22 protein-coding genes and 1 pseudogene are annotated in these 20,760 nt (G+C 65.3%); 9 read left to right on the top strand and 14 right to left on the bottom strand.

What is annotated here, in order from left to right:
- The first annotated feature begins 43 nt into the window (after positions 1–43).
- From L288_RS30420 to L288_RS30410, 3 genes are all read left to right on the top strand, one after another.
- A complete protein-coding gene (locus tag L288_RS30420; protein ID WP_021237970.1) occupies positions 44–1,495 on the top strand; it encodes a L,D-transpeptidase family protein in 1,452 nt (483 codons plus the stop codon).
- A gap of 3 nt (positions 1,496–1,498) precedes the next feature.
- Entirely contained in the window at positions 1,499–1,789 is a 291-nt protein-coding gene (locus L288_RS30415; RefSeq protein ID WP_021237969.1) for a hypothetical protein, read from the top strand.
- 88 nt (positions 1,790–1,877) lie between these two features.
- Positions 1,878–2,549: a murein L,D-transpeptidase catalytic domain family protein gene (locus tag L288_RS30410; RefSeq protein WP_031304265.1), complete on the top strand. Its 672-nt coding sequence runs from the start codon at positions 1,878–1,880 to the stop codon at positions 2,547–2,549.
- A gap of 73 nt (positions 2,550–2,622) precedes the next feature.
- Here the strand turns inward: L288_RS30410 and L288_RS30405 are convergent, their stop codons facing one another.
- From L288_RS30405 to L288_RS30380, 6 genes are all read right to left on the bottom strand, one after another.
- Positions 2,623–3,318 (bottom strand): ATP12 family chaperone protein, encoded by a 696-nt coding sequence (locus tag L288_RS30405; protein ID WP_021237967.1) that lies wholly within the window; start codon positions 3,316–3,318, stop codon positions 2,623–2,625.
- A complete protein-coding gene (locus L288_RS30400) occupies positions 3,315–3,599 on the bottom strand; it encodes a hypothetical protein (RefSeq protein ID WP_031304264.1) in 285 nt (94 codons plus the stop codon). Before L288_RS30400 ends, L288_RS30405 begins: the two co-directional genes overlap by 4 nt.
- Positions 3,596–4,255: an HAD-IA family hydrolase gene (locus tag L288_RS30395; protein ID WP_021237965.1), complete on the bottom strand. Its 660-nt coding sequence runs from the start codon at positions 4,253–4,255 to the stop codon at positions 3,596–3,598. Before L288_RS30395 ends, L288_RS30400 begins: the two co-directional genes overlap by 4 nt.
- Positions 4,252–5,562, bottom strand: coding sequence for an RluA family pseudouridine synthase (locus L288_RS30390; RefSeq protein WP_021237964.1), 1,311 nt, complete (start codon positions 5,560–5,562; stop codon positions 4,252–4,254). Before L288_RS30390 ends, L288_RS30395 begins: the two co-directional genes overlap by 4 nt.
- Positions 5,559–5,942, bottom strand: a complete 384-nt coding sequence (gene crcB / locus L288_RS30385; protein ID WP_021237963.1) for a fluoride efflux transporter CrcB — start codon at positions 5,940–5,942, stop codon at positions 5,559–5,561. The genes L288_RS30390 and crcB overlap by 4 nt, the downstream gene beginning before the upstream one ends.
- Positions 5,943–6,009: 67 nt before the next feature.
- Positions 6,010–6,756, bottom strand: a complete 747-nt coding sequence (locus L288_RS30380) for a hypothetical protein (RefSeq protein WP_021237962.1) — start codon at positions 6,754–6,756, stop codon at positions 6,010–6,012.
- Between the two features lie 155 nt (positions 6,757–6,911).
- Here L288_RS30380 and L288_RS0121475 point away from each other — a divergent pair, with 155 nt between their 5' ends.
- Entirely contained in the window at positions 6,912–7,133 is a 222-nt protein-coding gene (locus L288_RS0121475) for a hypothetical protein (protein WP_030541699.1), read from the top strand.
- Between the two features lie 29 nt (positions 7,134–7,162).
- The gene (gene rarD, locus L288_RS30375) at positions 7,163–8,032 is read left to right on the top strand and encodes an EamA family transporter RarD (RefSeq protein WP_021237960.1); all 870 of its coding nucleotides are present in this window, start codon (positions 7,163–7,165) and stop codon (positions 8,030–8,032) included.
- Positions 8,033–8,035: 3 nt separating this feature from the next.
- On the opposite strand, the gene L288_RS30370 is transcribed toward rarD, so the two are convergent.
- Positions 8,036–9,367, bottom strand: coding sequence for a dihydroorotase (locus L288_RS30370; RefSeq protein WP_021237959.1), 1,332 nt, complete (start codon positions 9,365–9,367; stop codon positions 8,036–8,038).
- 49 nt (positions 9,368–9,416) lie between these two features.
- Here L288_RS30370 and ygfZ point away from each other — a divergent pair, with 49 nt between their 5' ends.
- Entirely contained in the window at positions 9,417–10,148 is a 732-nt protein-coding gene (ygfZ, locus tag L288_RS30365; RefSeq protein WP_031304263.1) for a CAF17-like 4Fe-4S cluster assembly/insertion protein YgfZ, read from the top strand.
- 87 nt (positions 10,149–10,235) lie between these two features.
- Positions 10,236–11,723, top strand: coding sequence for a DUF2142 domain-containing protein (locus L288_RS30360; protein WP_031304261.1), 1,488 nt, complete (start codon positions 10,236–10,238; stop codon positions 11,721–11,723).
- A 54-nt stretch (positions 11,724–11,777) separates the two neighbouring features.
- Here the strand turns inward: L288_RS30360 and L288_RS44180 are convergent.
- The 4 genes and pseudogenes from L288_RS44180 to L288_RS30345 form a co-directional block, all read right to left on the bottom strand.
- Positions 11,778–12,026, bottom strand: a pseudogene (locus tag L288_RS44180) (phosphatase PAP2 family protein); the annotation flags it as partial.
- Between the two features lie 286 nt (positions 12,027–12,312).
- Positions 12,313–13,710 (bottom strand): dihydrolipoyl dehydrogenase, encoded by a 1,398-nt coding sequence (gene lpdA, locus L288_RS30355; protein WP_021237956.1) that lies wholly within the window; start codon positions 13,708–13,710, stop codon positions 12,313–12,315.
- Positions 13,711–13,737: 27 nt separating this feature from the next.
- Positions 13,738–14,148 carry an acyl-CoA thioesterase gene (locus L288_RS30350; RefSeq protein WP_021237955.1) on the bottom strand — a complete coding sequence of 137 codons (411 nt, stop codon included), beginning with the start codon at positions 14,146–14,148 and terminating at the stop codon, positions 13,738–13,740.
- Positions 14,148–15,440, bottom strand: coding sequence for a pyruvate dehydrogenase complex dihydrolipoamide acetyltransferase (locus L288_RS30345; protein WP_021237954.1), 1,293 nt, complete (start codon positions 15,438–15,440; stop codon positions 14,148–14,150). The genes L288_RS30350 and L288_RS30345 overlap by 1 nt, the downstream gene beginning before the upstream one ends.
- Before the next feature lie 204 nt (positions 15,441–15,644).
- Here L288_RS30345 and L288_RS30340 point away from each other — a divergent pair, with 204 nt between their 5' ends.
- The gene (locus L288_RS30340; protein ID WP_030541692.1) at positions 15,645–16,100 is read left to right on the top strand and encodes a universal stress protein; all 456 of its coding nucleotides are present in this window, start codon (positions 15,645–15,647) and stop codon (positions 16,098–16,100) included.
- A gap of 7 nt (positions 16,101–16,107) precedes the next feature.
- Here the strand turns inward: L288_RS30340 and rnr are convergent, their stop codons facing one another.
- From rnr to L288_RS30325, 3 genes are read right to left on the bottom strand one after another with little or no spacing between them, the layout of a single operon-like run.
- Entirely contained in the window at positions 16,108–18,402 is a 2,295-nt protein-coding gene (gene rnr, locus L288_RS30335) for a ribonuclease R (protein ID WP_031304258.1), read from the bottom strand.
- 7 nt (positions 18,403–18,409) lie between these two features.
- Positions 18,410–19,132 (bottom strand): MOSC domain-containing protein, encoded by a 723-nt coding sequence (locus L288_RS30330; protein WP_021237951.1) that lies wholly within the window; start codon positions 19,130–19,132, stop codon positions 18,410–18,412.
- A gap of 42 nt (positions 19,133–19,174) precedes the next feature.
- On the bottom strand, positions 19,175–19,393 hold the full coding sequence (locus L288_RS30325; protein WP_021237950.1) for a hypervirulence associated TUDOR domain-containing protein: 219 nt from the start codon (positions 19,391–19,393) through the stop codon (positions 19,175–19,177).
- A 123-nt stretch (positions 19,394–19,516) separates the two neighbouring features.
- Between L288_RS30325 and L288_RS30320 the strand changes: the two genes are divergently transcribed.
- Positions 19,517–20,695: a glycosyltransferase family 4 protein gene (locus L288_RS30320; RefSeq protein WP_021237949.1), complete on the top strand. Its 1,179-nt coding sequence runs from the start codon at positions 19,517–19,519 to the stop codon at positions 20,693–20,695.
- The last annotated feature ends 65 nt before the right edge of the window (positions 20,696–20,760 follow it).

Genomic DNA, 20,760 nt, shown 5'->3' with positions numbered 1-20,760 from the left:
AGGCGAGTTTGAAGGATGAGGGCTTTGCGCTATCTGGTCCAGCATGAACCGTCCCAATTTGATCCGTTTATCCGTCTCTTCCCTGCTTGCCGTGGCCGCCGCGCCCCTTTTGGCGCAGCCTCCGGCAGTGTCCCCCACCCTGCCGCCCGCCACGCAGCCCGTCGCTCCGCCGCCGGTCACAGTCATGCCGCCAGTGCCGATCCCGCCCATGTCGGCCGCGCAGGAAAGCTGGCTCAACGACTGGCTGAAAGGGGGCACGAAGGAAGGATTGATGGCCCGGAGCAAGGCCAGTCAGCGGCTGAGCGGCGATGCGCTGGTATCCGCCGTCCTTGACCGGGCGAAGGCGCTCAGCACCGGCCGCGTCGACACGGCCGACTTCCTGCAAATCTGGGCGCTTCGCCCCGCTCCGTTCGATCCGCGTCCCGGCCTCGCCCGCGCCATTGCCGAAGACCGCCTGCCCCAGTGGGTGAGCAGCCTCACGCCGCCTTATGCGGGCTATGACGGCCTGCGCCGGGGGCTCGCCACCTATGAACGCATCCGGGATGAGGGCGGCTGGCCCACGCTTACTGCCAAATCCTCGCCTGACGCCATCCGCAAGCGGCTGATGATCGAGGACAAGAGCGTGCAGCCGGACGAAAATCTGGTGGACGCGCTGCAACGGGCGCAACGCCGCTATGGCCTCAACCCGACCGGGCTGCTCGACACGCGTACGCTGCGCGAACTCAACGTGCCGGTGGATGATCGCATCGCCGCCATCATGGCCAATATGGAAAGGTGGCGCTGGATGCCGCGCCAGTTGCCGGTCAATCGCGTGCAGGTGAACATCGCCGCGGCGGTGCTGACGCTGTTCGAAGGCGACCAGCCCATCACCTCCATGCGCGCTGTCACCGGCGCGCCGGACAATGCGACGCCCATGCTGTCGTCCAGCATTCATTCGATCGTCATCAATCCGCCGTGGAACGTGCCCGCCTCGATCGCGAAGAAGGAATTGTGGCCAAAGGGCCGCGCGGCCTTGAAGCGGCAGGGCTACAAGATCGTCGGCACGCCCGAAACCGGGGAACGGATCGTGCAGCCCGCCGGTCCCAACAGCGCGCTCGGCCGCTTGAAGTTCGACTTCAACAATCCCTTCGCCGTTTATCTGCATGACACGCCCGCGCGCGCCAAGTTCGCCAGCTACGACCGGCTCGCCAGCCACGGCTGCATCCGTCTGGAAAAGCCGGTGCCGCTTGCCGAGCTGATGGTCGCTGGCAATCCTGATCTGGCGGGGAAGGTCCAGACTCTGATCGACACCGGCAAGACCCAGCGGGTGCAATTGCCCAAGGAGGTCGCCGTCTACCTCCTCTACTGGACCGCCTTCGCCAGCAGCAACGGCACGATGAACTTCCGTTCCGATCCCTATGGCTGGGACAAGCTGCTCGCCCAGAAGATCGAGGCGTCGAGCCGCCGTCTCGATCCCACCGCCGCGCCATCGCCCGCCATCGCATTAAAGGACTGATCCATGCGCATCATCGCTCTTGCCGCACTCGCCGGCGCCCTTGCCCTGTCCGCTTGCGGCAAGAAGGAAGAAGAACCCGTGGTCAACAATCTGGTTGAACCGCCGGTGGAAAATGTAATCGTCGAGGAACCCGAAGCGCCCCTGCCCCCGCCCGGCAACAATGCGTCAGCGCCCGAACCTGCTCCGCCGCCGTCCATTTCGGAACAGCAGCAGATTCTGGATGATGCCGAAGCGACTGGCATGACCGCACGGCTGGACCGCAGCGCTGACGACGCCAGCAACGCGACGGACTGACGCAAAGGCTGGCCGTTCGCCGCAGACGGGCGGCCAGCCGTTGATCCCTGCCCTTGGAGCGGGGCATTCGATTTGTTATATAGGTTCCATGGATCGCCGTAGTTTTACGAAGCTCGCTTTAAGCGGGTTCGCATTTTCATTTCTCGCCGACAGTGCCGGACGCGCAATGCCCGTGGCGCCACAGCCCGCACCGCCGCCCGTCCCCAAGCCGCCGGTCCCCGGACCGCTTGCCAACCAGCCTTATGCAAAGCTGCTCGACCGCGCCAAGGCGGCGCTGGACGAGCATCAGCATATGTTCGAGCTGCGCGACCGCGTGGCGCTGGCGGACTTCAACGCTCCTTCGCGGGAACTGCGTTTCCATATCGTCGATCTCGTCGGCGGACATGCCAGTTCCTATCTGGTGGCTCACGGCCGGGGATCGGACCCGGAACATTCCGGCTGGCTGCAAAGCTTCTCCAACGAACCCAACTCGCTGGCCAGCAGCGCGGGAGCGTATAAGACCGGCACGATCTATGAAGGCCAGCATGGCCGGGCGATGCGCCTGGCTGGGCTCGACCCGCAGAACAACAATGCCGAAATGCGCGCGATCGTCATCCATGGCGCGGATTATGTCAGCGAAAACCACATCGCCACCTGGGGCAAGGTCGGCCGCAGTGAAGGCTGCTTTGCCGTCGCGCGTCATATGCTGCCGCAATTGCTCGGCCTGCTCGGACCGGGGCGGCTGCTCTACGCGAACAAGCTGACTTCGGGCGTCGCCTGAGGCATAATAGGCCAGCGCCAGACCTTCTACATTGCTTAACCTGTGTCGGGCTAAGCCTGTCGCGCCCGTTGCCCTAACCCCGTATCAGAGCGCAAAAGGCATGCGCCATGCCGAACTCAGCCCTTCGCCGGGCAGAGCGCGCGGCGGCTTCGGCATCCTCTCCCCATTGTTCGACTTCCCAGGCTTCGTCGATTTCCGCCGCTGACCAGATCGCATCGCCGTCATGACCGCCCTCCACAATGGCAAGGCCGCATACCAGAGATCCCGAAAGCGTGACCAGCGTCGACAGCCCCGCCAGGGTGAATGGATCGAACGCCCCTACCGCCGCACCGAGCCGCTCCAGCGTTTCGGCCGGTTGCTCAACGGGAATGACGCCCTGCGTGACGCGGAACGTCACATCATAGCGCCGCCGCGCCCACTCCAGCAGCGGGTCCCATGCCGCCGCTTCACGGGCGACCAATTCGCCTGGCCCCTCCGCGCGATAACAAAGTAGATCACTCTCGCCATAGCGCGCAATCCCGGCCGCGAAACCTTTGCGATCGGCCGCGATCTGATCGATCGCGCCGTTCGCCAGCCCGGTGAACGGCATGGAGCGTGGATCGATGCGTTCGCCCTGCCCCCGCCATTCTCCAGCGATCGCTTCGGCCAGCAGCGCATGGGGCAACGCCAGCGGCGCGCGAGCGGGCGTGCGAACCGGCCGCCCGTCCAGATGAATCTCGAAACCTGCCTCGCCTTCAAGGACAGCGACATGCGTGTAAAAGCGCTTCACGGGCGCGGCTCCCCGTTGTCGCGGGGCGCGGGCTTGCGGAACAGGGACAGAAGCAGGCGCGGCACGATCACGAACTGGAACAGGCCAACCATCACGAAGATCGCGCCCATCGCCTTGGCCTTTCCGCCCTGAACCCAGTCGAAGCGCTGCATCAGGATGAGGAAGCCGAACATCACGATAATCGCGCCCGAAAGCCGGAAAAGGCCAAGCGCGAAGAAGCGCTGGCGGGCCACCTTTTCAGAGTCAGCCGGAGGCGGCGGCGGGGGAGAAGAGCCAGTCATTGGCCGTGGATATGGCGATGCAATTCACTGCTGTCCATGGTCACGCCATGCGCGCCCGCCGCCACCAGTTCAGCAGGCTGATGATAGCCCCAGCCAACGCCCAGAGCGCGCGTTCCAGCGGCCAGAGCCATGTCGATGTCATAGCTCGTGTCGCCGATCATCACCGTGGTTTCCGGCGAAGCGCCAGCATCGGCCATGGCGGACAGCAGCATGGACGGGTGCGGCTTGGACGGATGCCGGTCGGCGGTCTGGAGCGTGACGAAATGCGCGGCGATGCCGTGATGCTCCAAACACAGCGCCAGTCCGCGATCGGATTTCCCGGTTGCGACGCCCAGCAGCCATCCGCCAGCGTCCAGATCCCGGATCAGTGCCGCCATGCCGGGGTAAAGCGGCTCCGAAACCATATTTTCGCGGCGCAGGTGCTGAAAGGCCCGCTTGTAACCTTCCGACAGATGCAGATGATAATCTTCCTCGGCATCCGGCAGCAGCCGCGCAATGGCGAGCGGCAATGACAGTCCCACGACCGACAGGATGGCGGCGCGATCGGGCGCGGCCAGCTTCTCCCCTTCGAACGCGCGCGTCATGGCGGTGCAAATGCTGTGCTGGCTATCCACAAGCGTGCCGTCGCAATCAAAGACGGCAAGGCGATTGCTCATTTCTTTCGCGGGCTCCGGCTTTCGCCCGCGCCACGCGACCGGCGCTCGCCCCGGCGGCCTTTGCGGACCTGCTTGGCATGAGCGCGCGCCGCCTTCTTCTCATCCTCGCGCGTCGGCTTCCGTTCGATTTCCTCGTCCAGCGGAAGGTCGCCAGCCGACAGGTCGAAGCCCAGCGACGCAAGGCTGGCCGCGAAATGTTCGGGCAATTCCGCACGCACGTCCACGCGCCCGCCATCGGGATGATCCACCCGAATGCGCCGCGCATGAAGGTGCATCTTGCGGCTGATGGTGCCGGACAGGAACGCATCCTTTCCACCATATTTGCCGTCGCCCACGATAGGATGGCCGATCGCCGCCATATGGACGCGCAGCTGATGGGTGCGGCCAGTATAGGGCTGCAATTCGACCCATGCGGCGCGATTTCCCGCGCGTTCGATTACGCGATAGCGCGAGCGGGAGGGAAGCCCCTCCTCCTCATCCACATGCATTTTCTCGCCGCCCGTGCCCGGCTGCTTGGCGATGGGCAGTTCGATCATCCCATCGTCGATGGACGGCACGCCGATGACGATCGCCCAATAGACCTTGCGCGCGGTGCGGCTGGAAAAGGCCTTTGCGAAGAACGCCGCCGATCGCGCCGTCCGGGCGACCAGAAGCGCGCCGGACGTATCCTTGTCGAGCCGGTGGACAAGTTTGGGCCGCTGATCGAGATCGAACTCCAGCGCGTCCAGCAGGCCGTCGACATGATCTTCGGTCTTCGTGCCGCCCTGGGTCGCAAGGCCGGGAGGCTTGTTGATGACGATCGCCTGAGCGTCGCGATGGATGACCAGGCTTTGCGCGAAAGCCACCTGATCCTCGCTGAGCTGCGGCCGCACGCGGCGAGGCTTTGCCGTTTCGGCTGCCTTGGGTTCGGCGGGAGGAACGCGAATGCTCTGCCCTTCGCTGATCCTGTCGCCCGGAGCGGCGCGCGCGCCATCGACGCGCAACTGCCCCGTGCGCGCCCAGCGGGACACGGTGTTGAAGCCCACATCGGGCAAATGCCGCTGGAACCAGCGATCGAGGCGAATGCCGTCATCGTCGGCTCCGACGCGGAATTGGCGGACATCGAGCGATACGCCTTTCGCCGGAGAGGCTTTTGCAACCGGAGCCTTCGCGGCTGGCTTGGGCGCAGCCTTGGGCGCTTCGGGATTGCGTGCGCGCGCTGCCGGTGCCTTACCCCGTGCCCGGCCCGGCGCAGCGCCGCTCCCGCTCCCTGGCTTGCGGCCACCGCGTGACGGCGCAGGCGGCTTGCCCGGCGGACGCCCCTTCATGCGAAGGCCCTCATAAGACTAAGGCCGCCGATCAGCGCCGCGACGGCACCAATCACCGAGAGCAGGGCATAGGCAAACGCGGTGACGAACTGCCCCCGTTCGATCATCAGCACGATTTCCAGGCTGAAAGAGGAGAAGGTCGTGAAGCCACCGAGCAGCCCGACCGCCAGCAACAGGCGCAGGGACTCGCCCGACGCGCCATGAAAGCGCGCCAGCCAGCCAGCAACCAGTCCCATGGCAAAGCCGCCCAGCAGGTTGGCGGCGAAGGTTCCCCATGGCCACGAAGCACCAGGAAACAGATGGCCCGACCAGCGGCCAAGCTGATACCGCCCGAGCGCGCCCACGGCTCCGCCGCCCATGACGAGAAGGATATTGTTCATGCCGCCCGCCCTAGAGGGAAATCACGGCAAAGGAAATGGGCCGATCTCCGGCAGGCCGGACAGCGGCTCAGCGGCCCTGGTCGGCAATGATGTCTACGCTGGTCCTGCCGCCGGGTGCGTCGGTGAACAGCAGCAGGAAGGCGCTGCCATCATCCTTGCGGGTGCCGCCCAGCACATGGCTGCCGCCCAATATCTGATGTTCGGCGTCAAATCCCGATCGCCGCGCCTGGGTATAGTAGAAATCCATCACGCTCTGGCGCGGCACCGGCGTTACGAAGGTCGCCGCGCGCAGCGTGCATCCATCCTTGTCCGCGCCCGCCGCTTCCATCAGCTGCGCGCCGGGATAGACGGTAAAGGGATCGGGCAAGCGGCTGGCCCATTGCATGCCGTAGGTCAGTTTCTTGCGGCAATAGGCGTTCCCGCCGGGCTGCGCCTGTTCGCGCGCCAGCGCGGCCAGCGTCGTGGTCGATTCCATCGCTTCGCCCTTCGACGGAGCGGGCGCGGCCAGCAGCTTGCCGCCCGCCAGCTTCACCGATTCGGCAAGCGCCTTGGCAGCGTCGCCCTTCAACACCGGCAATGTGGCGCTGGCTGGCCGGTCGGCGGGGCGCACGGCATTGCGGTTCGACTGTTTCGTCAGGTTCGGATCGACCACGATCTGCCCGGCGAGCGCGCCTTTCAGCGCAGGGTCAACCGCATCGTTCGTAAGCTGCGCGTCCAGCGCGTTCAGATCGGCGTCCTTGCCGCCCTTGCCGCATCCGCCCAGGGGCAGCACCAGCAGCATCGCGGCCGCACAGGCCAGTTGGAAACGCGCCATCGACTCACTCCTTCGTAAACAAGGCATGAAGAACGCGAGTTAATTTTCCGTTAGGCTTTTTGGTAAACGGCGGAAAATAGCTGCGATGCCAGTCGATGCGCATTGGCCTTCGCGGACGGCTTGCTCACGGGCTGCGGAATGGCCATGTGTCGGCGATGCTCAACATACTGTCCATCCTGATCGGCCTCGTCGCGCTCATCCTGATGATTCCCGCGATCCTGCCGTTCGTGGCGATCCTCAACTGGCTGCTGGTGCCGCTTGCGCTATTCGGCGCGTTGATCGGCATGGCATCCAGCCGGACGAGCGGCCGCAATTTCTGCCTGGTCGTCGCCGCATTCGGCGCGCTGCGCCTGTTCGTGGGCGGAGGCCTTCTCTGACCGGGCATAATCCCGAACTGCGGGCGGGCATGCTCGCGGCTCTTGCGGCCTATGGCCTCTGGGGCCTGCTGCCTATTTTCTTCAAGCTGTTGCATGAAGTCGCTCCGGTCGAGGTCGTCTCCCAACGCGTTCTGTGGTCGCTGCTGCTGATCCTTGGGCTTCTCGCCGCGCGGCGGGGTCTGGGACCCCTCGCCACGGCGCTCCGAACCCGCAAGCTGCTGTTGCCGCTCGCCGGATCGGCCTTCTTCATCGCCATCAACTGGCTGACCTACGTCTGGGCGGTCAATGGCGACCACATCATAGCCGCAAGCCTTGGATATTTCCTCAACCCGCTGGTCAATGTCGCGCTGGGCGTGCTGGTGCTCAAGGAACGGCTCAGCCGCGTGCAGAAGCTCGCCATAAGCGCGGCGGCCCTGGGCGTCGCCATCATGGCGGCGGCTGCGCTTACGACATTGTGGATCAGCGTCGTGCTGGCGCTGAGCTTCGCCTTCTATGGATTGATCCGCAAGCTGACGCCCGTCTCGCCCATGGCGGGGCTGGGCGCGGAGACATTGATCCTGACGCCCTTCGCCGTCGCTTATCTGATCTGGCTGGCAAGTCATGGCGGGATGAGCTTCGGCACGAACACCTATCTCACCGCCATGCTCGTCGCGTCCGGGGCATTGACCACCGTGCCGCTCATCCTTTTCGCGATGGCGGCGATCCGCCTGCCCATGTCGACGCTGGGGCTGATGCAATATCTGGCGCCGACGCTGCAATTCCTGTGCGGCGTCTTCCTCTATGGCGAGAAGCTGACGCACGGACAGATGGCGAGCTTCGCCCTGATCTGGCTTGGCCTCATCCTCTTCGCGGGCGACGGCCTGGCCGCCGCCCGCCGCAGCCAGCTTGCCGCGGCCTAGGTGCTAGGCGAACTCCGTCGCTTCGAACCGCACGGGCTCGCCCACCGCTTCGTTGGCCAGCGCATCTTCCCACATCACGCGATGGCCGCGAATGATGGTGCCCACCGCCTTGCCCGTCAGCTCCATCCCTTCGAAGGGCGACCAGTTGCAGCGCGAAGCCAGCCAGTCGCTGCCCACCGTCCACCGCTTCTTGAGATCGACGACGGTAAAGTCGGCATCATATCCCAGCGCGATCCGTCCCTTGCCCACCAGCCCGAACACGCGCTGCGGCCCCGAAGAGGTCAGCTCGATGAAGCGGCGCAGCGACAGCCTGCCCTCCGCCACATGGTTCAGCAGCAGCGGCACCAGCGTCTGCACACCCGGCATGCCGCTGGGGCTGTTGGGATAGGGCTTGGCCTTTTCCTCGATCGTATGCGGCGCATGGTCGCTGCCCAGCACATCGGGCACGCCTTGCGCCAGCCAGTGCCATAGCCCGTCGCGATGCGCGGCCGACCGGATCGGCGGGTTCATCTGCGCATAGCTGCCAAGGCGCGGATAGGCGTCCTCCGCCGCCAGCGTCAGATGCTGCGGCGTCACCTCGCAAGTGGCGATATCCTTGTTCCGCGCGATATATTCCAGTTCGGCCGGGGTCGTCACATGCAGAATGTGGATGCGCCGTCGCGCCTTGCGGGCAAGCCCAATGATCCGCTGCGTCGCGATCATCGCGCTTTCATCGTCGCGCCACACCGGATGAGAGGAAGGATCGCCTTCCACCCGCAAATCCTTGCGCGCGTTCATCCGCGCCTCATCCTCGGCATGGATGGCGACGCGGCGTGTTCCGCTCGCCAGCACACGCGACAGGGCGGCGTCATCATCCACCAGCAGACTGCCGGTCGATGCGCCCATGAAGATCTTGACCCCCGCCGTCCCCGGAATCCGCTCCAGTTCCTTCAGCGCCTCCGCATTGTCCGCCGTCGCGCCGACATAGAAGGCATGGTCGCACCACATGCGATGATGCGCGCGATCGAGCTTTTCCCGTACCCGTTCCGCGCTGTCAGTATTCGGATTGGTGTTTGGCATTTCGAACACGGCGGTGATCCCGCCCAGCACCGCGGCGCGGCTGCCTGATTCGAGGTCTTCCTTATACTCCAGCCCCGGCTCGCGGAAATGGACCTGGCTGTCGATGCAGCCCGGCAGCACGTCCAGCCCGGTACAATCGATCACCTCGCCCGCATCGCCCAATCCGCTGCCGATCGCCGCGATCTTGCCGCCGCGCACGCCGACATCCACGCTCTCCGCCCCGCCGGGCGTGTGGACGGTGCCGTTCTTCAGGATCAGGTCAAAAGTCTCGGACATGAAATGCTCGCCGCTTGGATATGGTCGCCGCCTGTCCTACCTAAAGCCGATGACCGGCACCACCCTCACCGACCGCGCGCTCCTTAGAATTTCAGGCGAAGAGGCCAGGCCCCTCCTTCAGGGACTGCTGACGCGCGATGTGTTGACGCTGAAAGACGGTGAGCCGCGCTGGGGCGGGCTGCTGACACCGCAGGGCAAGGCGCTCTATGATTTCATCCTTTGGAGCGATGGCGATGATGTGCTGATCGATTGCGAGGCATCGCAGGCCGACGCCCTTGCCAAACGGCTGACGCTCTACCGCCTGCGCCGCAAGGTCGCGATAGCGCGGGAGGATGCTCTTGCCGTCCACTGGTCGCTGGAGGAGAGCGGCAAACCGCTCGACCCGCGCCTTCCTGCCCTTGGCCACCGCTGGATCGCGCCGCCGGAACCGGGTGACGCCAGCGCCGCCTTCCGCGCGCACCGCCTCTCGCTCGGCGTGTTCGAAGGCGTGGCGGAGCTTGGTCAGGACCAGACCCTCTGGCTGGAAGCCAATGCAGAGGAACTGGGTGGCGTCGATTATGACAAGGGCTGCTATGTGGGGCAGGAAAATACCGCCCGCATGCATTATCGCAGCAAGGTGAACCGGCGGCTCGTTGCGGTTCCCCTCGCCAGCGCCGATGCAAAGCGCCAGCGCGCGGCGCTGCCCGACCTTGGCCTGTCGATCGAGCATCGCCGGGTGGAGGATATCGATCCCGCGACGCTGCCGCCCTGGCTCGCGCAAACAATGCCTTCGCCTCTGTAACGACCCGCAACAAAGCAATGAACGGGAAATATTAAGGCATCGCCATTAACATCCCTCCTGCATGTGATCAGGAGGGGGCGCGGTCCTTTGAGAAACGAACGGATAACAGTTGCCGAAGGCAGGCGGGCCAGCCTGCCTGTCTCAGCGCCGGTGTCGCCCATGCAGCAATGGCTGCTGGCCGCCATCTGCCTGGCGACGCTGTTCTTCGCGCTGGTTACTCCACCCTTTCAGGCTCCCGACGAGAATCAGCATTATATGAAGGCGCTGCTCCTCGCTGACGGACGCGTGTTCACACGGACGCAGGCAGGGATGATCGGCGCTGAACTGCCCCGTTCGGCGCTTGACCTGCATGCCGCCGACTTCCCCACCGATGTGCCGCCGAAGCTCCGCCAGTTCGACCGCGCGATGCTGGAAAAGGCATGGAGCGCCGACGCCGCGCGTCCGGGCAAGTCCTTCGCCGATTTTCCCAACGTCGCCAGCTATGCGCCCACCCTTTACGCGCCCGGCGCGGCTGGGCTGATGCTGGGCGACGCGGCGGGGCTGCCCCGGCTCGGCAGCTTCTACGCCGGGCGCATGGTGAACGCGCTCGCTGGCCTGATGCTGCTGGGCGCGGCCTTTGCGCTGCTGCCCTTCGGACGGAATGCGATGCTGGCGGCCGCGCTGCTGCCGACATTCTGCTATCAGACAGGATCGCTCTCGCCCGACGCGATTATCAACGGCCTCGGTTTCCTTGGTTTCGCGCTCGCGCTGCGCATCGCCTTCATGGGAGCCACGCCCGCGCGGTCCGCCGCCCTGCTGGTAACGGCGCCGCTGCTTGCCCTGGCGAAGGGCGTATATCTGCCCCTGATCGCCGCGGGACTGGACAGGCCGGAAGGGCGGAAGGACCTGCGCCCCTGGCTGCTGCTGGGCGCAATGATCGCCGGTGCGGCGGCTTTCGTGGCGTGGATGAAGATGTCGGGAGGCAGCCAGGCGCTCTATCACATTGCCTCCCGCAAGACGGGCGAGAATGTCATGACCGCGCCTCTGGCCGCGCAATTGGGCGTGATCCTGGCCGATCCAGTGGCCTATGTGCGCATTCTCTGTTCCAGCGTGGTTGAGCGCGCGCCGGTCTACGCGCTGCAAATCGCCGGGCGGTTCGGCTGGAACGCCATATTGCTGCCGCTCGCCGCCTATGCGCTGGCCGCCCTGATGATCGGTGCGGCCATCCTCACCGGATCGGGATTGCGGATCGGCATCGGCCAGCGTCTCTGGTGGCTGACCGTGGCGGCGGGAAGCGCGCTGCTCATCGAAACGGCCATGTATCTGACTGGCACCCCCTTGGGCGCAGACTATATCCAAGGGACGCAGGGCCGCTACTTCCTGCCGATCCTGCCGCTCGTCCTGCTGGCGCTAACGCCGGAAAGGGGCCTGCGCGGCTCTCACGCGATCTTCGCTGGCGCAGCGCTACTGCTTCTCCTCATCGCCATGGCAACCGTCTTCGACAGCTTCTGGGTGCATGGCTTCATCACCTCTGACGGCATGCCGCCCTTCGACCGCTGGAGCGACGCCTTGCTGCTCCCCTCCCCCCGCTGGTAGCCAGCAGCGGCAAAAGGCGAGCCAGCCCAGCCCCTCGATCCATCCGGCCATCACATCGGTCGGCCAATGGACGCCCAGCCATGTCCGGCTGACCCCGATCAGCAGGATGATCGCGCCTGCCATGACATAGGCTGCCCGGCTGCCGATCAGCAGCGCGATCGCGCCGAACAGCATCATGTTTCCGGCGGCATGCCCGCTTGGAAAACTGTAGCTGTTGACGATGTCGAGGTGCGGCAACAAATCAGGCCGGGGCGCGGCAAAAACCTGCTTGAGGCCCAGGTTCAGCAAGGTGCCGCCCGCCATGGTGAAGGTCAGCCACAGCGCGGACAGCTTCCTTCCCCGCCACAGCAGGATGGCGAGCGCAACGTTGAACAGCAGAAAGCGGCCCTCGCTTCCACCAGCAAGCGACGCGGCCCGCATGATCCATGTCACGGCCGCGCCAGCGGGCGTATCCCGCGCCGTTCCAGCCGCGCCCATCAGGCTAAGGTTGAGCGCGTCCGCCGCGCCCGATCGCTGAACCAGTGCGATCAACAGGACGCAAAGAAGCGACACGGCCAAAGCCGCCCCGCCTCTTCGCCATGCGCCTCGATCAGATATGAAGCGCTCTGCCATAGGCGGCGAGCACGCTTTCATGCATCGATTCCGAAATGGTCGGATGCGGGAAGACCGTGTGCATCAACTCCGCCTCGGTGGTTTCCAGCGTCTTGCCGACCGTGAAGCCCTGTATCATCTCGGTCACTTCCGCGCCGACCATGTGCGCGCCCAGCAATTCGCCGGTCTTGGCGTCGAACACCGTCTTGGTGAAGCCTTCCGCCTCGCCCAGCGCGATCGCCTTGCCATTGCCGATGAAGGGGAACATGCCGACCTTCACCTCATAGCCCGCTTCCTTCGCCTTGGCCTCGGTCAACCCGACGCTGGCGACCTGCGGGTGGCAATAGGTGCAGCCCGGAATGTTGCGCGGGTCCATCGCGTGGGGATGCTGGCCCGCGATCGCCTCAGCCGCGATCACCCCTTCATGGCTCGCCTTGTGCGCCAGCCATGGCGGCGCGGTGATGTCGCCGATTGCCCACAGGCCTTCCACATTGGTGCGGCACATCTCGTCGGTTTTCAGGAAACCGCGATCGTCCATCGCGACGCCCAGTTCCTTGAGGCCCACATTCTCCGTATTGGGCACGATGCCGATCGCGACGATCATGTGGCTGAACTCGGCGGCGCTTTCCTTGCCCGCCTTGTCCTTTATCACCGCCTTCACGCCATTGGCGCCCACCTGGATGTTGCTCACGCCAGCGCCGGTCAGGATGGTCATGCCCTGCTTCTTGAGCGCCTTTTCCAGGAAGGCGGACACGTCCGCATCCTCCACCGGCACGATGCGGTCCATCATCTCGACCACAGTGACCTCTGCGCCCATGTCATTGTAGAAGCTCGCAAATTCGATGCCGATCGCGCCGGATCCGATGACCAGCAGCTTCGTGGGCATTTCCGGCGGAGTCATGGCGTGGCGGTAGGTCCACACGCGCTTTCCGTCCGCTGGCGTGCCCGGCAGGTCCCTCGCCCGCGCGCCGGTGGCGACGATGATGTTCTTCGCCGTCAATTCCTGCGTGTTGCCGTCCTTGGTGACGCTGAGCTTGCCTTTGCCCGTCAGCTTGCCTTCACCCATGTGGACGGTGATCTTGTTCTTCTTCATCAGATGGGTGACGCCCTGATTGAGCTGCTTGGCCACCCCGCGCGAACGCTTCACCACCGCCGCGATGTCGGCGCTGATCTTTTCCGCGGCCAAGCCATAATCACCAGCATGCTGCATATAATGGTAGATTTCCGCCGAGCGGAGCAGCGCCTTGGTCGGGATACAGCCCCAGTTCAGGCAGATGCCGCCCAGATTCTCGCGCTCCACGATGGCGGTTTTCAGGCCAAGCTGCGCCGCGCGGATCGCGGCGACATAGCCGCCGGGGCCGGAACCCAGAACGATCAGGTCGTAATTGTCAGCCATGGTAAACTTTCCTTTTACGCAGGAATATCAAGCCGCCGCCGGGGGCGTGAAGGGCGGCACGGAGCGGGGCTGGCGATCCTCGCCGATCGCCACGAAGGTGAACGTCGCCTTGGTCACGCGATAGGAACGGTCGTCGTGCCGCGTGCGCCGCCAGGCTTCGACATCGATCTTCATCGACGTGCGCCCGACGGATTTCAGCGTCGCGAACACCGAAACCTCGTCGCCGACGACAACCGGCCGCAGGAAGGTCATGCCCTCCACCGCGATCGTCACGGCGCGCCCATGACTATGCCGCGCCGCCACCGATCCCGCCGCCGAATCCATCAGGCTCATCAGCCAGCCGCCGAATATATCCCCATAGGGATTGGTATCGGCAGGCATGGCGATGACGCGCACGGCCGGACTCATTTCCGGCGGCATTTCGTCGGGCCGCGCCATCAGGCCAGCATGCCAAGCGGGTTTTCGACCAGTTCCTTGAACGCCTGCATCAGCCGCGCGCCGTCGGCGCCGTCGATGGCGCGGTGATCGAAGCTGCCGGTCGCCGACATGACGGTCGCGATCTGGAGCGCGTCATCGATGACGAAGGGCCGCTTCTCCCCCGCGCCAATGGCCATGATCATGCCCTGGGGCGGATTGATCACGGCTTCGAACTGCTTGATGCCGAACATGCCCATGTTGGACAGCGACGCCGTGCCGCCCTGATATTCCTGCGGGGCCAGCTTGCCGTCCTTCGCGCGGGCGGCCAGGTCCTTCATCGCGGTGGAGATCGCCGAAACGCTCTTGCTGTCCGCTTCCGTGATGATCGGGGTGATCAGGCCGCCGGGGATCGATACGGCGACAGAGATGTCGGCGCGCTTGAATTGCAGCATTTGGTCACCGGCGAACTGCACATTGCATTCGGGCACCTGCACCAGCGCCGCGCCCAGCGCCTTGATGAGCAGATCGTTGACCGAAAGCTTGACGCCCCGCCCGGCCAGCCCCGCATTGAGTTCGGAGCGGAGCTTGAGCAGTCTGTCGAGCTGAATATCGACGGTCAGGTAGATGTGCGGCACCTGCTGCTTGGATTCGGTCAGGCGGCGCGCGATCGTCTTGCGCATGCCGCTCAGCTTGACCACCTCATGCGGAATGCCGAAATCCTGAGCCGCAGCGGGCGCGCTGGGTGCCGGAGTTGCGGAAACAGGCGCCTGATCCTGCACAGCGGCAGGCGCGCCCTTCGCCGCGCCCTCCAGATCAGCCTTCACCACGCGCCCATTAGGCCCGCTCCCCTTTATGCTGGCTAGGTCAACGCCCGTCTGTTCGGCCAGACGGCGCGCCAGCGGGCTCGCCTTGACGCGATCGCCCTCCTCCCTTGCGGGCGCTGCGTCCGCCTTGGGCGCGGGCGCGGCAGCCTCCGCCTGCGGAGCGGGTGCAACCTCGGCCTTGGGAGCAGGCGCAGCCTCCGCCTTGGCCGCGCCACCGTCGCCCTGCGCCGCTTCGGCAACATCTTCGCCCTCTTCGGCGATGATGGCGATGACGGTTCCCACCTTCACGCCTTCGGTCCCTTCGCCCACCAGTATCCTGGCGATCCTGCCTTCATCCACGGCTTCGAATTCCATCGTCGCCTTGTCCGTTTCGATCTCGGCCAGCAGATCGCCCGACGATACTGTATCGCCCTCCTTCACCAGCCATTTCGCCAAGGTGCCCTCTTCCATCGTGGGCGACAAAGCGGGCATCTGGATTTTCTTGCTCATGGGCGATGAACCTCTCTTCTTTCAGAGCCGTTGGGCTGCGTTGTCAGCCGTTTTCACCCTTTGGCCGGGGCGGTCAAGGCCGCGCCTTGCATCAAGGGTCAGAATGAGTCACATCTCACCAGACCGGTTCAAAATTTTCCAGATCGGTTCAAAGACCCATGACGGCGCTGGCCTGCCAGCTTTAGGATGCGGGATTTTCAGTTCATGCGCACATATCTGGTCGTGGTAGACGAATCGCCCGAAGCGGAGACCGCGTTGCGCTTCGCCGCGCGCCGCGCCGCCAAGACGGCGGGCGCTGTCCGCATCCTCGCCCTGATCCCGCCCGCCGAATTCGTCCAATGGGGCGGCGTTCAGGCGACGATGGAGGATGAAGCGGTGCAACGCGCCGAAGCGCTGGTGACCAGCGCGGCCGGCACGCTGACGGAGGAATCCGGCATCCGCCCCAGCATTACCGTCCGCCAGGGCGATCCCGTGGCGGTGGTGCGCGAAACGCTGGAGGAAACCACGGATGTGGCCGCGCTAGTGCTGGGTGCCGCGGCCAGCGGCCCGCCCGGCGCGCTGGTGTCGCACTTCGCGGGCGCGGATGCGGGCAAGCTTCCCTGCCCCATCATGATCATCCCCGGCGGCCTCGATGCGGAGGCGATCGACCGCCTCAGCTAAGCGCCGCTCAGCGCCGGTGCTTGCCCCGCTTCGATCCGATATGGCGGATGTTGGCGGGACGGCCGCGCCTCACGCCGGGGCGCGTCCGGTCCTTCTTGAAGCCCGGCCGCTGCGGCAGGGCGTCGGGCAGTTCGAAGCGCAGGACGCCGTTGATCGGGTCAGCCTCCGCCAGCCGGAGCTGCAACCGCTGCCCCACCGTATAGCGATCCCCACTTTCCACGCCCTCCAGCGCGCGCCCCGCCTCGTCATAGAAGAAACGCTCGTCGCCCAGCGTGGAAACCGGCACCAGCCCGTCGCCCCCCAGCCCCTCGACCGTGGCGAAGAAGCCGAAGCTCTGGACGCCCGTGATCCGCGCCTCCACCAGATCGCCGACATGCGCCGCCAGAAAGGCCGCGACATAGCGGTCGATCGTCTCCCGCTCCGCTTCCATCGCCCGGCGCTCATATTGGCTGATCATCTCGCCGATGCGGCCCATATTCTCGAAATCCTCGCCGCTCAGCGCTGTCCGGTCCGGGATAACGCCGCCCTTGGGCGCGGGCAGCTCCATGTCATAGGCGCCTACCAGAGCCCGGTGGACCAGCAGGTCGGCATAGCGCCTGATCGGCGACGTGAAATGCGCATAGGACCCCAGCGCCAGCCCGAAATGCCCCATATTCTCCGGGCTGTAATAGGCCTGGGTCTGGCTGCGCAATATCTGCTCCATGATCTGCGGCCGTTCCTCCAGATCGCCCACCCGCTCGATCAGGCGGTTGAAGGTGGAAGGCTTGATCACCTGCCCCAGCGCGAATTCGATGTCGAACGTGCCGAGATAGTCCTTCAGCGCCACCAGCTTGTCCCGGCTTGGCGGCTCATGCACGCGATACATGACCGGCGCTTTCTTCGCCTCCAGCGCCTTGGCGGCCGCGACATTGGCGGCGATCATATAATCCTCGATCAGCATATGGGCGTCGAGCCGTTCCCGCACCGCCACGCTGACGATCTTGCCATCCTCGTCCAGCACCACCCGCCGCTCTGGCAGGTCCAGCGCCAGAGGATCGCGCTTCTCCCGCGCCTTGCGAAGCAATTTCCAGCATTCCCACAGGGGCTTCAGCGCCGGTTCGAGCAGTTCATTATCCTGCGTGCCATCGATCGCGGCCTGCGCGTCCTCATAAGCCAGCACGGCGGCGACGCGGATCACCGCCCGCGAAAAGCGCCAGCTTGTGACCTTGCCCTTGGCGTCAACGACCAGATGACAGGCCATCGCCGCCCTGTCCTCGCCCGCGCGCAACGAGCACATATCGGAGGAAAGCTGGTGCGGCAGCATCGGCACGACCAGATCGGGGAAATAGACGCTGTTCCCCCGCTTGCGCGCTTCCTTGTCCAGCGCGCTGCCGGGCCGAACATAATAGCTAACGTCGGCGATGGCGACGATCGCGCGATAGCCCCCTGCATTGGCCGGATCATCGTCCGGCGCGGCCCACACGGCGTCGTCATGGTCCCGCGCATCCGCCGGGTCGATCGCCACGATGGGCAGGTGCCGCAAATCCTCCCGCTTGTCCTCATGCAGCGGAAGGACGGACGCCGTGACGGCTTCATCCTCCGCCGGGTCGGGGAAGACATGCGGAATGCCATACTTGTGGATCGCGATCAGGCTGAAACTGCGCGGTGCGAAGGGATCGCCCAATATGTCGGTGATACGCGCGCTGATCCGGGGCGGCCTGCCCACCGGCTCAGCCAGCACGAGATCGCCGGGCTTCGCGCTTCCGGCATCGCTGATGGGCGTGTCCTTTCGGATGCGCTTGTCGACCGGGCGCAACCATAATTTGCCGCCGTCCGCTTCCTCCACCACACCCAGAAGTTCCTCGCTCGCCTTGGCGAGCTTCTTCATCGGGTGCGCCACAAAGCCGCGCCCCGCTTCCTCGGTCCGCGCCAGAATGCGATCGCCGATGGTCAGCGCGCCGCGCTTCCCCCGTTCCATGACGCGCAATCGGGGCGCTGGCTGTCCTTCGGCCTCCCACCGCTCCGGCGTTCCGATCAGCGTCGATCCATCGACATCGACGATGCGCAGCACGGTCACCTTGGGCAAGCCGCCCATCTTGTGGAAAGCGCGAGCAGGGCCGATATCAATCAGCCCCTCGTCCGCCATGTCCTTGAGCAGCGCCTTGAGCGCGATCTTCTCCTGCCCGTTCAGCCCGAAGGCCTTGGCGATTTCCCGCTTGCCCGCTGGCTGGCCGGATGAGGTGATGAACTCCATCACCTGTTCGCGTGTCGGCAGGCCCGCGCGCCGTACCTTCAGGGATTTCTTCTTTTCGGTCGATGCCATCATGCAGCTATAGGGAGCCGCCTCGCCCCTTACCAGATGCTAGGGAGGCCGCAGACCGTGTTGTGCTCCCGGCCGCCCCATGGCCCGACAGCTTGCGGGCGCGATCCCGCCATGCTTCGGCCAGCACAGCCATGTCCGCCAGCGCGCGCACAGCCTCAGGCTCCGCCTTGTGCCCGCCGCCGATCAGCAGGCGGAAAACGCGCGCGATGGGCCATTCGGGCAGAACGCGCTCGATCAGTTGCATCCGCATCCCCGCCTCCGCCTCGCCTTCACGCAGCACCCGGAAATAGAGGCCGCTGCGCCCCGTCTTCACCATCGCCGCCATGACGTCGCGCTGGCCGAAACGATGGTCCAGCTTCCAGCAGGGCTGCCGTCCATGGCTCGCCTCGACGATCGCGGTGCCCAGCGAAAAGCGGTCGCCAAGGCAGATATCCTCCTCGGTCATGCCTCGCGACGCGACATTCTCGCCGAACGCGCCCGGCCGGTCGAGCAGCGGATGGCCCGGCTTCCGCTCGCGCCACCAGTCATAATGTTCCTGTGGATAAAGATGAATGGCCTTGTCCCAGCCGCCATGATGAACCGGATCGGCAACCGTATCGCCTTCCAGCCCCAGCCATCCGATGCGCACCGGGCCGGTCACCGGCCGTTTCGCGATGGCGCTGTAATCGCCGTCGCGGAACGGGGCGGGCTTGCCGGTCAGCAAGGCATCGATGATCAGATCGGTCGCCATCGCGCTCCTATGACATGGGCGCAGGCGCTTGGCGATGGCCGATCAGGCCCGACTCAATTCCGATCCCAGTTTCAGCACCTCGCCGCCATTGTCCGCACGGACCAGATACGCGGGGTCCCGGCGCGATCCGTTGCGCCGGACCAGCGCGCCTTCAATCCTGCGTTCGACCTGCTGGTCGAACCGTTCAGCAACATGCCCTCGGCCGACGCCCTGACCCCAATTCCATTTGACCCGTGCTCCTTTGCGAAAGCTTTCGGTCATCCGCATCCTCTCCTGCGGGGCGCAACCGCGCCGGCCGTTTCCTGTTACTGACGCAAGGCAAAAATCCCGGCGGCTGGCCGGGTTCCCTTGGGTTTTGCGTTTGCCTGCGTTAAGGGGCCAGTGATGAATGTCACCGGCCTTCGCGTCGCCCTGTTCAGCGGCAATTATAATTATGTGCGGGACGGCGCTAACCAGGCGCTGAACCGTTTCGTGGGCTATCTGCTTCGTCAGGGCGCGGCGGTGCGCGTCTATTCGCCGACCACCGATACGCCCGCTTTCGAACCGGCGGGCGATCTGGTCAGCGCGCCATCCTTTCCCGTTCCGGGCCGCAAGGAATATCGCGTATCCTATTGCATGTCGGGGCATGTCCGGCGCGACCTCAAATCCTTCCGCCCCAACCTCGTCCATGTGTCCAGCCCGGACCCGCTGGGGCATCGCGCAGTCAGTTGGGCGCGGCGGCACGGCCTGCCTGCGGTGGCATCCGTGCACACCCGCTTTGAAACCTATCCGCGCTATTACGGCCTCGCCTTTCTGGAATCGACGATCGAATCCCTGTTGCGCCGCTTCTACAGGCGCTGCGACGCCATCGTCGCGCCGTCCGAATCCATGGCCCAGTTGCTGCGGGAACAGCGGATGAGCTATGATGTCGGCATCTGGACCCGTGGCATCGACCGCGAGATATTCCACCCGGACCGGCGCGACCTTGGCTGGCGGCGGTCGCTCGGCATTGCTGATGAAGACCCGGTGATCGGCTTCATCGGACGGCTGGTAATGGAAAAGGGGCTGGACGTCTTTTCCGACACGATCGACCAGCTTGCGCTGCGGCAGGTGCGGCACAAGGTGCTGGTCGTCGGCGAAGGCCCCGCGCGCGAATGGTTCCAGAACCGCCTGCCCAAGGCGATCTTCACCGGGTTTCAGCAGGGTGCCGACCTTGGCCGGGCGGTGGCCAGCATGGACATGCTGTTCAATCCCTCCATCACTGAAACCTTCGGCAATGTGACGCTGGAGGCGATGGCTTGCGGCCTTCCTACCGTCGCGGCCCGCGCGACCGGCAGCGAAAGCCTTGTCAGCGAAGGCGTGACAGGGCGGCTGATCCGTCCCGGCGCGATCGGCGCTTTCGCCGATGCGCTCACCACCTATTGCAACGACGCGGACCGCCGCAGGGCAGCAGGCGCAGCCGCCGTGGCGGAGGCCGAACGCTATGGCTGGGATCAGGTCAATCAGGCGCTGGTCGACACTTATCTGCGCGTGATCCGTCAACGCAGCCAGGGCGCGACGCCGCGATCCAGCCCGGTTCCATGATCCGGCGCCTCTGCCTATATCAGGGTGATGGCTGACCTTTTCATCCCGCCCGCGCCCCGGCCCCG

The organism is Sphingobium quisquiliarum P25, assembly GCF_000445065.1.
GTDB classification, from domain to species: Bacteria; Pseudomonadota; Alphaproteobacteria; order Sphingomonadales; family Sphingomonadaceae; genus Sphingobium; species Sphingobium quisquiliarum.
Note: the sequence above shows the minus strand (reverse complement) of the source record. Positions and strands in the feature narration are given on the sequence as shown.